Raw genomic sequence first — 14,225 nt, forward strand, 5'->3', positions numbered from 1 at the left:
CCCGTGACGTCAAGTCCACGCCCTGCGACGGCTGTTCACGAGGACACTCACGACGGCCCGGGAGACCGCGACCCACCGTCCCGCCCGTCCACGGCAGGCAGACCCGCCGCGCGGGCGACGACATCCGCCGTCCGCCGGCCCTGATCCACCACGGCCGGGTCTGCGGAAGGGCGGCAGCGGTCGGTGGACGGGTCGTACTCGGTGCCGACGACCCCCGCGTGATCCGCGTCCACCTCCTCCAACGGGACCGAACCCCCGGCCCGGGCGACAGCGGCCGCGAAATCCCGGCTGTGCGCGGGCACCACGACCGGATCGCGACTGCCGTGCACCAGGAACACCGGGACACCAGGCACGGCAACAGCCTCCAGCGGAACCACACCCGTCGTCCGCGCCGGTATGTCGTACCGGCCCGCGACCCCCACGACAGCCGCAGGACGCGGAAGCCCCTCCTCCCCGGGGTACGCCAGCCCGACCGCCGCCGGCGCACCCGCCGACCACCCGGCCACCACCAGCCGCTCCGGATCACCCCCGTACGCGGACGCCTCCCCGTACGCGAAACGCAGAGACTCCAGCAGACCGGCACACCCACGGTCCGCCGCGTCCGACCGCCAGCCCGGCACGAACACCAGCACACCGCGACGCGCCAACTCCTCGGCCAGCGGCCGCATCACCTCCCGGTCGTCCGGGCTGACCCCGTGCCACAGCAGCACCACGGGCCGCACCCCGGAACGCTCACCACCGGACGGACGGTGCACCTCCACGGCACCGCCGCCGCGGGCGGTGCGAATGACGGAATCGGGCACGACACTCCTCACTCCTCGTGAGACTTCTTGGCTCACCGCGCGGCCCACGCCGAACGGCACGTGATCCTTCCAGACCCCCGGAAACGGGATGCAGCCAAGGCGCCGCCCGCGCGACGCTGGACACATGGACCCCGCACGCGACGTCGAGATCTCCAAATACCTCGCCCGCCACCTGCGGCACCAGCCCGAGCGCATCGGCCTGCACCTCGACGCCCAAGGCTGGGCGGACATCGACACACTGCTGCGGGCCGCCGCCCGACACGGATTCCGCATGACCCGGCCCGAACTGGAACAGGTCGTGGCCTCCAACGACAAACAGCGCTACGTCATCGACCCCGGACACGACCGCATCCGCGCCACCCAGGGCCACTCCGTACCCGTCGACCTCGGCCTGCCCGCAGCCACCCCGCCCGAGTGGCTGTACCACGGCACCGCACCACGCGCCGTCGCCGCCATCCGGGCCGAAGGGCTGCGCCCCATGAACCGGCACGCCGTCCACCTCTCACCGGACCGGGCCACCGCCACCCGGGTCGGCGCCCGGCGCGGCAGACCCGTCGTCCTCAGCGTCGCGGCCGGCGCCATGCACCGCGACGGCCACACCTTCCACGTCACCGACAACACCGTCTGGCTGACTGCCGCCGTCCCGCCGCAGTACCTCTCCTTTCCAGGGTGATCAAAGGGCCGCCTTCACCGTCACGAACGCGGCCGGGCCGCGGCCTCCAAAGCGGCCGGGTCACCGGACATCAAGGCCGGAACATGGGCGGTGATGTGCTCCAGAGGCCAGTCCCACCAGGCGAGTTCGAGAAGACGGGCGATGTCCTCGGCGCTGTGGCGGTAACGGAGAACGCGGGCCGGGTTGCCGCCGACGACCGCGTAGTCCGGGACGTCACCCACGACGACCGAACCCGACGCGATCACCGCACCGTTCCCGATACGGACACCGGGCATCACCAACGAGCGGTACCCGAACCAGACATCGTTCTCCACCAGAGTGTCGCCCCGGTTCGGCAGATCGGCCAGCTGATCGAAATGCTCCGCCCAGGAACCACCCATCATCGGGAAAGGAAACGTGGACGGGCCGTCCATACGGTGATTGGCGCCGTTCATCAGGAACCGCACCCCGTCGGCCAGCGCGCAGAACTTCCCGATGACCAGCCGCTCCGGGCCGTAGTGGTACAGCACATTGCGCGTCTCGAAAGACGTCGGATCGTCGGGGGAGTCGTAGTACGAGAACTCGCCCACCTCGATCAACGGCGAGGTGACAAGAGGCTTGAGCAGCACGACACGCGGCTGTCCGGCCATCGGGTGCAGCACGGACGGGTCCGGGAGACGACCGGAGGCGTCAGGTGTGGTGGCCATCGCGGGCCCTCCTCGGAAGCGGCTGATCGGACGCGTCCATCCTGCCGCAGCGGGAACCCCCGCCGGCGGTTGTCCACAGGCCCTGGCCCAACACCCCTCTTGCAGGTGAGGAGTTGAGCGACCGGCGCGGAGTTGTCCACAGGCGCCGGCAAAGTCCTCGCCGATGTGCCTACTCTTCTCCCGCTCGACCGAAAGACGCCCGAGTCCCGCGTCACCAGCCGGGATTCACGAACGGCGCGACCCGGACCTCCAGCCACGCCAGACTCACCCAGGCCAACACCGCCACCGAGACGGCAGCCGCCACCGCCGACGCCCCACCGCGCACCCACCGCCCGGCCCGGCCCCGCAGAACCCGACCCGTCAGCCCCCAGACCACCATGGCGACAACAGGGAACCCGAACAGCATGAGAGGCAACTCCACATACAACAGGCTCCAGTCCCGTTCCCCCTCGAAAGCCCCCAGCACACCCGGCCTGGCCCCGTCCTGCCACACGACGAGCCCGACCGCCATGGCGATCACCGCCATCAGGCAACCGGCACAACCCTCGCCGATCCCCGTCTCTTCACGTTCTCCCATACCCCCTACGGACGCATCCCCGGCCGAGTGCGTTGCCCACCGCTCCGGCAGGAACCTCAGCACCAGAGCGCGGTGGGGGCCTCGCGACGGACCACGGGAGCGATCTCCTCGGCGACCAGCGCAACCCCCAGGCCTCAAAGCACCTTCGACAAAAACCCCCGAGTCCTCGCATGCCGAGGAGCCCCCAACACCTCGCCCGGCGGCCCCTGTTCGATGACTTGGCCTTGGTCCATGAAGACCACGTTGTCGGCGATCCGGCGAGCGAAGCCGATCTCGTGAGTGACGACGATCATGGTGGTGCCGGTGCGGGCCACGTCGGCGATGACGTCGAGGACTTCGCCGACGAGTTCCGGGTCGAGGGCCGAGGTGGGTTCGTCGAAGAGGAGGACGCGTGGTTCGAGGGCCAGGGCGCGGGCGATGGCGACACGTTGTTGCTGCCCGCCGGAGAGGGTGCGCGGGTAGGCGTGTTCCTTGTCGGCCAGGCCGACTCGTGCGAGCAGTCGCCGGGCGCGTTCGGCCGCTTCGGCGCGGGGGAGGCGCAGGGCGGAGACGGGGGCTTCGGTGAGGTTGTCGAGGACGGTCAGGTGGGGGAAGAGGTGGAAGTCCTGGAAGACGAAGCCGATCCGGGTGCGTTGCCGCCGTACGTCGCGTTCGCGCAGCTCGTAGAGGGTGTCGCCGCGGCGGCGGTAGCCGATGAGTTCGCCGTCGACGGTGACGGAGCCGCGGCCGGGTTTTTCCAGGTGGTTGACGCAGCGCAGCAGTGTGGATTTGCCGGAGCCGGAGGGGCCGATGACGACGGTGACTTCTCCGGCCCGTACGCGCAGGTCGACGCCGAGCAGCACTTCGTGCGTGCCGAAGCTCTTGTGGACGTCGCGGACCTCGACCATGACGGGTGCGGGTTCGCTCATCGGGCGGGTTTCCTTTCCGGCGGGCTGATGCGGGATTCCGTCAGTGCCGACTTCTGGGTGCCCCATTTCTTCAGGATGCGGTCGTAGGTGCCGTCCTCGATGAGCCGGTTGACGGCGGCGCGGAGCGGTTCGCGCAGCGGGGAGCCCTTCTTGAGGGCGAAGCCGACGTCCAGCCGCTGGAACTCGTTCAGGAACCGGACGCCGGCGGCCTCCTGCGAGGCCTGGTACCGCAGCCCGTTGATGGTCGACATGACGACATCGATCCGGCCTTGCTGGAGGCTGGTGAGCAGGGCCCCGTTGTCCGAGTAGACCTTGACGTCGTACGGTTCGCGGCCCGTTTTCGCGCATCGTGGTCCGGCGTCGCGCAGGGTCGTTTCGAAGGTGGTGCCGGCGCCGACGCCGATGTTCCGGCCGCACAGCTGCACCAGGTCGGTCACCTTTTTCGGCTGCTTGTCGTCCCCGCGTACGGCGAAGCCCTGGCCGTCGTTGACGTAGGTGACGAAGTCGATGGTGCGGAGCCGTTCCTCCGTCACGCCGAAGTTGCCTGTGCCGAGGTCGAACTTGCCGCTTTCCAGGGCGGGCAGGATCGCTTCGAATCCGGCTTCCTGGCGTTCCAGCCGGACGCCGAGCACTTTGGCGACGGCGTCGGCGACGTCGATGTCGACGCCGGCCGGCCGGTTGGTGCCGGTGGACGGGTGGAAGGCGCCGGGCGGTGTGCCGATCGAGCTGGCCAGCCGCAGGCTGCCCTTCTTCCGTACCGATTCGGGCAGCAGTTTCGCGGCCTCGGGGTCCTTGCGTACGTCGGCGACCACGTTCTCGGACGGTGCGGCGGGCCCCGCGGCTCCGGCGGGCGCGCCCGGTCCCGCAGCGCCCGCCCCGGCGGTCCCGCCCTGGCAGGCGGCGACGGCGGCCAGCGGCAGCAGCACGCCCATCGCCGTCACAGCCCGCCGCACCCGGGCCCGAGCGGTCTTGGGCAAAACCCCCTTCACCGCGCCACCTCCGCGAGCGTCCGCTCCAGCGTCTCCGGCCCGCGCGGCGCTCCTTGGCGTTCGCGGCGGGCGACTTCGGCGCGGACGAGGGGGATCACCTGTCGGCCGAAGTCGGCGGCGTCGTCGAGGAGTTCGTAGCCGCGGGCGGAGAGGATGTCGACGCCGAGGTCGTAGTAGTCGAGGAGGGCGCGGGCGACGGTTTCGGGGGTGCCGACGAGGGCGGTGGAGTTGCCGGCGCCGCCGGTGGCGGCGGCCGTCGGGGTCCACAGGGCGCGGTCGTGGCGTTCGCCCTGTTCGGCGACGGCGAGGAGCCGTTGGGAGCCGGCGTTCTCGGGGGCGGTGGCGGGGTGCCTGCGGGAGACGGGTGTTCCGGCGTCGCGGCGTGCGCGGATCGCGGCGACGGTGCGGTGGGCCTTCTCCCAGGCGAGTTCCTCGGTCGGCGCGATGATCGGCCGGAACGCGACCTGGACGCGGGGGAGTTCGGTGCGTCCCGCCGCCCGCGCCGCGGCGTGCACCTGGCGGATCTGTTCGGCGGTGCGGTCCAGTGGTTCGCCCCTGAGGGCGTACACGTCGGCCTCGGCTCCGCCGGCGGCGTAGGCGGCGGGGGAGGAGCCGCCGAAGGAGACGCCGGGGCGGGGCTGCTGGGCGGGGAAGACGTCGCTGACGAAGTCGTGGAAGCGGTAGTGCGCGCCTTCGTGGTCGAAGGGTTCGTGCCGGGTCCACACCTTCTTGACGATCTCGATGTACTCGCGGGTGCGTGCGTACCGTTCGTCCTTGCCGAGGGTGTCGCCCTCGCGGCCTTGTTCGTGGTCGTTGCCGCCGGTGATGAAGTGGACGGTGAGCCGTCCGTCGCTGAGCTGGTCGAGGGTGGCGAACGTGCGTGCCGCGTAGGTCGGGTAGGCGACGTTGGGCCGGTGGGCGAGCAGGATCTGCAGGGTGTCGAGCCGGGCCGCGAGGTAGGCGGCGGCGGGGGTGGGGACGGCGGAGCCGGAGCCGTAGGCGAGCAGTACCCGGTCCCAGCCGTTCTCCTCGTGGGTGCGGGCGAGCCGCAGGGTGTAGTCCTTGTCGAAGGCGGGTCCGGAACGGGAGCGGGTTTCCGTTCCGTCGTGGGTGGCGGCGATACCGAGGAACTCCACGGGCATGAGCGGGCCTTTCGTGGCGGGCGGTACGGGGTGGGGGCGGCGGGGGTACGTCCGGGAAGGGGGGCGCCCGGGTCGAACGGGACGCCCCGGTACGGGCGTTCGGCGACAGGCGGGGCGCAGGCGGCGGAGGGCGGACGGCTCGACGCCCCGTGACAGAAGGCGGGCGCGGTGGTGCGGCAGCGTGCGCGCGGGCCACGTGCGGGGTGGCTCGGCCGCCACGGCGGGCCGTGGGAGGGAGGGCCGGTCAGGCGGCCCGCTGCCGGGTCACCTGGGACAGGAGCAGGACCACACGCGACCGAGGTCGATGTGGTCGCGGGTGACCAGCGGCAGTTCTGCGGACATGCGGACCATTCAGCACGGTCCGCGCCGGGGGCGTCAACCGCCTTGTGTGCTGGGCGAGTTGGCTGCCACACGCTGTTCACACCACCGCAGCACCCGGACCCTACGGTCGGTACCGGGTACACCGGCCGGCCCGTGCGAGGGCCGGCCGTACTGGCCGTGTTGAGGGACGCGGCGCGCGTGATGACACGCCCCGTGCCCGGACCGTCGAGGTCCGGGCACGGGCCCGGTCCGGGCGGCGGCCCCGGGCCGCTGACCGTCCCGTCCGAAGCCCTTGGAGCTCTCATGGCCGTTGCCGACCGCACCGCCCTGCCCCGTTCCGCGCCCGCCTCCGACCCGGAGCGTGCCCCTGATGAGCCCACGCCCCCTGTCCGTACCGTCCCCCGGCGCAGGCCCGGGCGCTGGCTGGCGGCCGGGGGCGCGTTGCTGGTGCTCGCGCTCGTGCTGCACTCGGTCGTGCGGAACCCGCGTTTCCAATGGGGCGTTGTCGCCCAGTACTTCGGTACCCCGGCGGTGCTGCACGGGCTGTGGCTGACGCTGTGGCTGACGGCGGCCGTGATGGTGCTCGGTTTCCTCCTGGGCACCCTGCTCGCCGTGATGCGCCTGTCGGGCAACCCGGTGCTGCGCGCCCTGGCCTGGGGTTATGTGTGGATCTTCCGGTCGACGCCGCTGCTGGTGCAGCTGCTGTTCTGGTTCAACATCGGCGCGCTCTATCCGACGCTGAGCCTGGGCGTGCCCTTCGGCCCCGAGTTCGCCACGTTCCGTACGGTCAACCTGCTCGGCGCCGCCGTCACCGCGCTGATCGGGCTCACGCTGCACGAGGCGGCGTACGCGGCGGAGGTCGTGCGGGGCGGCATCCTGTCCGTGGACCGGGGGCAGACGGAGGCGGCGCAGGCGCTGGGCCTGTCCCGGGCCCGGGTGCTGCGCCGGATCGTGGTGCCGCAGGCCATGCGCGCGATCGTGCCGACGGCGGGCAACATGCTGATCGGCACGCTGAAGGGCACCAGCATCGTCAGCGTCCTCGCCGTCCAGGACCTGCTGTACTCGGTGCAGTTGGTCTACAACCGCACGTACCAGGTGATTCCGCTGCTGCTGGTCGCCACGCTCTGGTACGTGGCGGTGACGACGGTGCTGACGGTCGGCCAGTTCTACGTGGAGCGGTACTACGCGCGCGGCGCCGAACGCACCCTCCCGCCGACCCCGCTCCAGCGCCTGCGCTCCCGCCTCACCGCCGCCGCCCCGCCGGAACGGACCGCGCCCGCACCCGCCCCCGGGGAGAAGGCATGAATCCCGCCACCCTGGCCGTGGTCGGCGCGGGCCCGCTGGCGGCGGGCCTGGTGGAGCGGATCGCGGCGAGCGCGCCCGAACTGTGGCCCGCCGGGCGGCCGTTGCGGCTGCGTCTGGTCGATCCGCATCCGCCGGGCGCGGGCCGGGTCTGGCGGCACGACCAGTCGCCGCTGCTGCGGATGAACTCGATGGCGGAGGACGTGACCGTCTTCACGGACGCGTCCTCCACCGTCGAGGGGCCGGTGCGTCCGGGCCCGTCGCTGGCCGAATGGGCGGCCGCGCCACGGGACTTCCCGCCGTACCGGCCGCCCCGTGATCCGGCGGTGGCGGAGGAGCTGCGGACGCTCGCGCCGACCGGTTTCGCGACCCGACGGGCCCAGGGGGCCTATCTGGAGTGGGCGTTCCGGCGGGCCGTGGCGGCGCTGCCGCCGCACGTCACCGTGACGGTGCACCGCACCACCGCGACCGCGCTGACCGGCCCGGCCGACGGTCCGCAGCGGGTGCATCTGGCGGACGGTTCGGCGCCGTTGGAGGCGGACGCGGTCGTTCTGGCGCAGGGGCATCTGGCCTCGGTTCCGGAGCCGGGCCGGCAGCGGCTGGCGGCGTTCGCGCGGCGGCACCGGCTGCGGTACGTGCCGCCGGAGTTCTCCGCCGAGTCGGATCTGTCGGTGCTCCGGCCGGGAGAGCCGGTGCTGCTGCGCGGTTTCGGGCTGGCCTCGGCCGATCTGACGGTGCTGCTGACGCAGGGCCGCGGCGGCCGTTTCACCCGCTCCGGGGAGGAGCTGGTGTATGTGCCGTCGGGCCGTGAACCGGTGCTGCACATCGGTTCACGCCGCGGTGTGCCGTACCACGCGAAGCCGGGCTACCGGCTGCGGGGCGAACGCCCGCCGCTGCCCCGCTACTTCGGCCCGCGCGAGACCGGCGCCCTGGCCGCGCGGGTGGCGCGTACCGGTGTCCGGCTGGATCTGCGGCGGGACGTGTGGCCGCTGATGGCGAAGGAGATCGGCTACGGCTACTACCACGAGCTGTTCCACGCCCACCCGGAGCGCACCGCCCTGTCCTGGCCGGATTTCCTCGCCGCCTACGACGGGCTCGGTGTGCACGGTCCGTCCCTGGCGGCGCTGGTCGCGACCGCCGTCCCCGACCCGGCGGACCGGCTGGACCTGGCGCATCTCGACCGTCCCCTCGCGGGCCGCACCTTCTCCGGGCCGGGGGCGTTCCGCGCGCATCTGCACCGCTACATCGCGGCCGATCTGGCCCGCCGGGCCGATCCGGGGCACAGTGCGGATCTCGGCGCGTTCCTCGCGCTGCTGTCGGTGCACGGGCAGCTGCCGGGGCTGGTGGAGCGCGGGGTGCTGACGGCGGAGTCCGTCGCCCGGCAGGTCGACGGCTGGTGGCAGGGTTTCTTCAACCATGTCGCCTCGGGCCCGCCCGGCTTCCGCCTCCGGGAGCTGCTGGCCCTGTCCCGTGCGGGGGTCGTGCACTTCCTGGGTGCGGGCATGGAGGTGACGCCCGACCCGGAGGCGGGGGTGTTCCTGGGCTCCTCGGCGTCGGTGCCGGGGCACACGGTCGCCGCGACGGCTCTTGTCGAGGCGTACCAGCCGCGCCCCACGGTGCGGTACACGGCCGACCCGCTGCTCGCGGCCCTGCACCGCGACGGCCGCCTCAGCGAGGAACTCCTCACCGACCCGGGCCCGGGCCGGGCCGGTGCCGGAACTCCCGCCTACCGCACGGGCCTGGTCCGTACGGCGCCGGAGGACCAGCGGCTGCTGGACCCCCGCACCGGCGGCCCGCACCCGCGCCGCGTCGCCCTGGGTGCCCCGACCACCGGCCGGGCCCTGGCGGCCTTCGCCCGCCCCCGCACGGACGCCCCGGCGTTCCGCCGCACCGACGCCGTGGCCCGCCAACTCCTGCGCACCCTGCGTACGTTGACGGAGCCGGCCGACGCCCCGCGGGCCGGTCTCAGGCCGCGGCCGTCACCGAGGCCAAGCGGGGTATGAGCGGCGCGTTGTGGCGGATGAGGGTCTCGTACATGCGGTGTTCGCCGGGGAAGTCCATGGGGATGATGCCGAGTCCCTTCCAGCCGCGCGCGAGACCGTCCGAGAGGAGTTCCTTGACGCGCGGGTTGAGGGTGTCGGCGTTCGAGCGGGGCGGCAGCAGCGCGGCGGTGCTGACGAAGTTGGTGAAGAGCTTGCCGGGCTGTTCGACGGCCCGCCGGAACTGTGCCTCGATCAGCCCGAACTTGCGGTGCGGGGGCACCTGGTAGTCGTCCTGGACGTCGAACAGGGCGTCGTCGCCGAACCGGACGCCGGGCAGCCCCGGGTCGTCGGCGAGGAGGACGACGCGGCCGCGGGCGGTGCCCAGGGACGGCAGCCGGTCGCCGATCAGCAGCAGCCTGCGCCAGCGCGGTTGCGCGAGGTAGTCGTCGAAGATGCGGCGGAACTCCTCGGGGGGTTCCGCCGAGAACTCCTGCTTCAGCCGCATCAGCACCGTCTCGGTGGGGTGGGCGCGCAGGAAGTCGCGGCAGGAGGTGAGTACGTCGGTGAAGTTCAGGTGCTGGTAGAAGGGGCCGTGGTGGATGGAGAACGCGTTGTCGAAGGCGCGGCACCGGATGTCCAGGAAGCGGGCGCCGGCGCGGAGTTGTTCGTCGATGGTGGTGTTCTGGCACTCGGCCCACGGTCCCCCGTGCCGGGCGCCGGAGTCGTGCGTTCCGGGGAGGGTGAGCTGCGGGAAGGTGGTCCGTCCCGGGACGACGGACAGCCAGTTCTCCGTCCCCGGTGCGGCCTGCCGCGCCCGCCGTCCGGTGCCTGTGGCCCACGCGGCTCCCGCCGGTGCCGTGGCCGCCGCGCCCGCGGCGGCCACGCCCGCCGCCCCCCTGAGAAACGTCCGCCGTTCGATGGTCATGACGACTGATCGAATCACACGCGTGCGGTGCCGGGGGCGTCAACTTGCGAGAATCGTCGGCCGGTTGCTGGTCAGCGGCGTGCGGACGCGGGGCGCTCCGGGTGCCGGGTGTCTGCCGGGCCCGCCGGTGTTCGATATACGGTGCTGGACGCCGCCTCGCCGGTGTCCGTGGACGACGGGGCGCCGGGGCGGCGTCAGACATCCCCCGAGGCCGGAGGTTCCCGCCTTGCACACCGTACGCAAAGACCGCGCCGCCCGTACCCCGCGGGCCGCGCGCGGCGCCCTGCTGCTGTCCGCGCTGGGCCTGGCCGCCGGGCTCCCGCTGAGCGCGGCGGCGCCCGCGGCCGCCGCGGCGCAGGAGGCGCCGCGCGCCGAGGAGACGGCGCGCGCCGAGGAGGCGCCGCGCGCCGAGGAGACGGCGCGCGCCGGGCACTGCCCGCAACTCTCCACGGAGCTGGACTGGTTCGGCGACAACCGCGAGCGGCTTCAGCGGGTCATCGACGAGCGCGGCAGCTGCGCGCACCCCGGGCTCGGCACCGACCGCGGCCGGGCCCACGACGAGGGCCGCCCGGTGGCGGTGTTCGACTGGGACAACACCGTCACCAAGAACGACATCACCGACGTCACGCTCGGCTGGGCCCTGCGGCACGACAAGATCCTGCGCCCCGAGCGCTGGACGGATCTCAGCGCCTGGCTGACCCCGGCCGCCGACCGGGCACTGACCCGGGCCTGCGGCACCGACGTCCCGGCCGGCGCCCCGCTGCCCACCTCGACCGACACCGCCTGCGCCGACGAGATCTTCGAGATCCGCTCCGAGGCGCGGACGATGGCCGGCGAGGAGGCCTTCGAGGGCGAGTGGAACCACCGCAGGACGGTGCCCGAGTACGCCTGGGTCCCGCAGCTGTTCACCGGCCGCACCCCGGCCGAGGTGAAGACGTACACGGCGGCGGCCCGCGCCGAGGCGCTGGCCGCGCCCGTCGGCAGCGAGCGGAAGGTCGGCACGCACACCGTCCCGGCGTACGTGCGCTACTACCCGCAGCAGCGCGACCTGATCCGGACGCTCCAGCGGGCCGGTTTCGACGTCAACATCGTCTCGGCCGGTTCCGAGCCGGTCACCGAGGTCTGGTCGGCGGGCGTGGGCATCCGCGAGTCGCGCACGTACGCGATCCGCAGCGTCCTCGACGAGGGCCGGATCACGCCCGTGAACGAGGGCTGCGGCGGCGTGCCCGCGAGCCGCGGCGGGGTCATCCCGTACGTGGACGGCAAGCGCTGCGTCGTCAACCAGGAGATCTTCGGCATCGAGGGTGCCGAGGCGTGGGAGAAGCAGGACGCCGACGAGCGCATCGTCATCGGCGGCGGCGACGCCAACACCGACGTGACCTTCGTCGGTGACGCCACCGGCGCCCACCTGGTGCTGAACCGGAATCAGGACGAGGTCATGTGCCGGGCGTACGACAACGCCGACGGCCGGTGGATCGTCAACCCCATGTTCATCGAGCCGAACCCGCGCAAGGACGGCCCGTACCCGTGCTCCACGACCGGTTTCGTCCGCGAGGACGGCAGCCTGGGACCGGTGCTGCGCGAGGACGGCTCGGTGATCCCGGACCAGCGGGACACCGCTTTCTGACCGGGAGAAGGTGACGGGGCGAGGGGTTTCCCGCCGGGTGCGCGGGCAAGGTGTCCCTCCGGTACCGGACGTGTGAACGGGGAGGCGGACGTGGCGGAGCGGAGCGCAACGGGCGGCGGCGGAACGGATGTTGGGCCCGGTGACGGCCCGCCGCCGTTCCCCTGGCTGTGGCTGCTGCCCGGCGTCGGGGTGCTGGCCGCGCTGGCGGGCTGGGGCATCGCCGTCTACCCGGAGCTGCCCGCCCGGGTGCCGCAGCACTTCGGCCCCGACGGGGTCGACGCGTACGCCGCGAAGTCCCTCGGCTCCGTCTTCCTCCCGGTGTTCGTGCAGGCGGGCGTCCTGCTGGTGCTGGCCGGGACGGCGGTGCTGATGCTGCGCATCCGCCCGGCCTCCGAGCTCCGCCCCGGCGAATCGCCCGGCGGCCTCTCGTCCCTGGTCAGCAACCGTCCCGCCACGCGCGCGGGCGCGGCCCGCACCGCGCGGGCCACGCTCGCCCTCGCCGGATGGCTCGGCCTGACGATGGCCGCCGCCTGCGCCGTGATGTGGCAGACGGGGCCGTGGCAGGACCCGCCCGGCTGGTACCTGGCCGTGGTCCTCGCCCCGGTCCTGCTCGGTACGGCCCACCTGCTGCGCGTCTCCCTGAAGGAGCGGGGGAGCCGGAATGGGCGTTGACCGGAATCCGGGACGGCGCCCCGGGGAGCCGTCCCGGGCGGTGTTCCGCTGCCGCGGCTGCGGCGCGCCCGTCACCGTCCCGGTCCGCGAAGTGCCGCTGCCCGCAGGGGAGTCGGCGCCCGTGCCGTGGGCCATGACGGACCCGGAGCAGCAGACCCCCGAGGGCTGCCCGCCCCGCGTGGCGCCGGGCGGCTACGCCTGGGAGACCCCGGAGGCGCCCGGCACCCGGGCGCCCCGCCCGCGACGTGCTGCTCGCCCCGGCGGACGTGCGCGGACTGCGGCTGACCGCCGACCGGCGGCGCCGGAACGGCTGTTGCGGCCTGGACGGCTGCGACGGCCCCAACCTGCTCTGCGCGGGCTGCGGCGCCGAGATCGCCACCCGGCGCTCCGACTGCTGGACCCCGCAGCAGGTCACCCTGCACGCCACCGCGGTCACCCGCACCCGGGTCCTCGAACGGGACGGGGACCAGGGCCCGGGCTGACGTCTCAGGTGTCGAAGTCGACCGTCAGCTCCTCCGACACCGGGTAGGACTGGCAGGTCAGGACGTAGCCGGCGGAGACCTCCGCGTCCTCCAGCGCGAAGTTGCGCCGCATGTCCGCCTCGCCGTCCGTCACCAGCGCCCGGCAGGTGCCGCACACCCCGCCCTTGCACGCGAACGGCATGTCGGGGCGCGTCAGTTGGGCACCGTCCAGGATGCTGCGGTCGCGCGGCAGTCGGGCCTCGCTGGAGCGGCCGTCGAGGGTGATCGTGACCCGGCTGACCGGCCCCTCGGGCCCGGCCTCCTCGTGCCGCGCGGTGGGCGGGGCCGGCTCGTCCTCGGCGTGGAACAGCTCCTGGTGGACGCGGTCCCGGGGCACCGCCAGGCCCTCCAGGACCTTCCGCGCGTCGGCCACCATGCCCTGCGGCCCGCACAACCACCAGTGGTCCGCCTCGGACACGTCGACGAGGGAGCCGACGAGTTCCCCGAGCCGTTCCGCGTCGAGGCGGCCGGTGAGGATCTCGGCCTGGCGCGGCTCGCGGGAGAGGACGTGCGCCAGCTGGAAGCGCGTCGGGTACCGGTCCTTCAGGTCGGCCAGCTCCTCGGCGAACATCACGCTCTCCGTACGGCGGTTGCCGTAGAAGAGCGTCACCTGGGAGCGGTCGTCGGCGGCGAGGACGGAGGCGGCGATCGACAGCATCGGCGTGATCCCCGAACCGGCGGCGATCAGCACATGGTGCCCGGGGCTGGTCACGTCCGGGGTGAAGAACCCGGTCGGCGGCAGCACCTCCAGGACGTCCCCGGGCCGCACCTCCCGCACCAGCCAGGTGGAGAACAGCCCGCCGGGGACGGTGCGTACACCGATGCGCGGGGGCCCGCCGGCGGGGGAGCAGATCGAGTACGAGCGCCGCTCGTCGCGTCCCTCCGTCTCCCGCCGGAGCGTCAGCGACTGTCCGGGCAGGAAGGCGAACTCCCCGGCCAGCGCCTCGGGGACGTCGAAGGTGACCGCCACCGCGTCCTCGCACAGCCGCTCCACGGCGGCGACCCGCAGCGGATGGAACACCGGCCTCCGCCGCGTCCGCGCGGCGGGGGAGGGGGAGGGAGGCGCCGGGTTCCCGGCGGCAGAGGGAGCGGTCATC

14 protein-coding genes are annotated in these 14,225 nt (G+C 73.3%); 6 read left to right on the plus strand and 8 right to left on the minus strand.

Going from position 1 to position 14,225, the window contains the following annotated elements; translation table 11 throughout:
* Positions 1 to 47: 47 nt before the first annotated feature.
* Positions 48 to 803 carry an alpha/beta hydrolase gene (locus HCC30_RS02565; RefSeq protein ID WP_169440279.1) on the minus strand — a complete coding sequence of 252 codons (756 nt, stop codon included), beginning with the start codon at positions 801 to 803 and terminating at the stop codon, positions 48 to 50.
* A gap of 124 nt (positions 804 to 927) precedes the next feature.
* Between HCC30_RS02565 and HCC30_RS02570 the strand changes: the two genes are divergently transcribed.
* Positions 928 to 1,476 (plus strand): RNA 2'-phosphotransferase, encoded by a 549-nt coding sequence (locus HCC30_RS02570; RefSeq protein ID WP_169440280.1) that lies wholly within the window; start codon positions 928 to 930, stop codon positions 1,474 to 1,476.
* Positions 1,477 to 1,496: 20 nt separating this feature from the next.
* Here HCC30_RS02570 and HCC30_RS02575 read toward each other — a convergent pair whose 3' ends face one another.
* The 5 genes from HCC30_RS02575 to HCC30_RS02595 form a co-directional block, all read right to left on the minus strand.
* Positions 1,497 to 2,162 (minus strand): CatB-related O-acetyltransferase, encoded by a 666-nt coding sequence (locus tag HCC30_RS02575; RefSeq protein WP_169440281.1) that lies wholly within the window; start codon positions 2,160 to 2,162, stop codon positions 1,497 to 1,499.
* A 211-nt stretch (positions 2,163 to 2,373) separates the two neighbouring features.
* Complete coding sequence (locus HCC30_RS02580; RefSeq protein WP_169440282.1) at positions 2,374 to 2,739, minus strand: hypothetical protein; 366 nt, start codon at positions 2,737 to 2,739, stop codon at positions 2,374 to 2,376.
* 134 nt (positions 2,740 to 2,873) lie between these two features.
* Positions 2,874 to 3,647 carry an amino acid ABC transporter ATP-binding protein gene (locus HCC30_RS02585; protein ID WP_277347937.1) on the minus strand — a complete coding sequence of 258 codons (774 nt, stop codon included), beginning with the start codon at positions 3,645 to 3,647 and terminating at the stop codon, positions 2,874 to 2,876.
* Positions 3,644 to 4,579 carry an ABC transporter substrate-binding protein gene (locus HCC30_RS02590; RefSeq protein ID WP_169440522.1) on the minus strand — a complete coding sequence of 312 codons (936 nt, stop codon included), beginning with the start codon at positions 4,577 to 4,579 and terminating at the stop codon, positions 3,644 to 3,646. The genes HCC30_RS02585 and HCC30_RS02590 overlap by 4 nt, the downstream gene beginning before the upstream one ends.
* Positions 4,580 to 4,632: 53 nt before the next feature.
* Positions 4,633 to 5,778, minus strand: coding sequence for an LLM class flavin-dependent oxidoreductase (locus HCC30_RS02595; protein WP_169440283.1), 1,146 nt, complete (start codon positions 5,776 to 5,778; stop codon positions 4,633 to 4,635).
* 624 nt (positions 5,779 to 6,402) lie between these two features.
* On the opposite strand from HCC30_RS02595, the gene HCC30_RS02600 reads away from it, so the two are divergent.
* Both HCC30_RS02600 and HCC30_RS02605 read left to right on the plus strand, forming a co-directional pair.
* Positions 6,403 to 7,404: an amino acid ABC transporter permease gene (locus HCC30_RS02600; protein WP_169440284.1), complete on the plus strand. Its 1,002-nt coding sequence runs from the start codon at positions 6,403 to 6,405 to the stop codon at positions 7,402 to 7,404.
* On the plus strand, positions 7,401 to 9,404 hold the full coding sequence (locus HCC30_RS02605) for an FAD/NAD(P)-binding protein (RefSeq protein WP_169440285.1): 2,004 nt from the start codon (positions 7,401 to 7,403) through the stop codon (positions 9,402 to 9,404). Before HCC30_RS02600 ends, HCC30_RS02605 begins: the two co-directional genes overlap by 4 nt.
* On the opposite strand, the gene HCC30_RS02610 is transcribed toward HCC30_RS02605, so the two are convergent.
* Entirely contained in the window at positions 9,367 to 10,308 is a 942-nt protein-coding gene (locus HCC30_RS02610) for a phosphatidylinositol-specific phospholipase C (RefSeq protein ID WP_169440286.1), read from the minus strand. The two genes, HCC30_RS02605 and HCC30_RS02610, sit on opposite strands and share 38 nt — an antisense overlap.
* A gap of 226 nt (positions 10,309 to 10,534) precedes the next feature.
* Between HCC30_RS02610 and HCC30_RS02615 the strand changes: the two genes are divergently transcribed.
* The 3 genes from HCC30_RS02615 to HCC30_RS02625 all read left to right on the plus strand — a co-directional run bounded on the left by HCC30_RS02615 (position 10,535) and on the right by HCC30_RS02625 (position 13,089).
* Positions 10,535 to 11,935, plus strand: a complete 1,401-nt coding sequence (locus HCC30_RS02615) for a haloacid dehalogenase-like hydrolase (protein WP_240979256.1) — start codon at positions 10,535 to 10,537, stop codon at positions 11,933 to 11,935.
* A gap of 90 nt (positions 11,936 to 12,025) precedes the next feature.
* A complete protein-coding gene (locus HCC30_RS02620; RefSeq protein ID WP_169440287.1) occupies positions 12,026 to 12,607 on the plus strand; it encodes a DUF1648 domain-containing protein in 582 nt (193 codons plus the stop codon).
* A 245-nt stretch (positions 12,608 to 12,852) separates the two neighbouring features.
* Positions 12,853 to 13,089 (plus strand): hypothetical protein, encoded by a 237-nt coding sequence (locus tag HCC30_RS02625; protein WP_169440288.1) that lies wholly within the window; start codon positions 12,853 to 12,855, stop codon positions 13,087 to 13,089.
* A gap of 4 nt (positions 13,090 to 13,093) precedes the next feature.
* On the opposite strand, the gene paaE is transcribed toward HCC30_RS02625, so the two are convergent.
* A complete protein-coding gene (gene paaE, locus HCC30_RS02630) occupies positions 13,094 to 14,224 on the minus strand; it encodes a 1,2-phenylacetyl-CoA epoxidase subunit PaaE (RefSeq protein ID WP_169440289.1) in 1,131 nt (376 codons plus the stop codon).
* Position 14,225 lies beyond the last annotated feature (1 nt).

It is taken from the genome of Streptomyces sp. HNM0574 (assembly GCF_012726235.1).
Classification (GTDB): domain Bacteria; phylum Actinomycetota; class Actinomycetes; order Streptomycetales; family Streptomycetaceae; genus Streptomyces.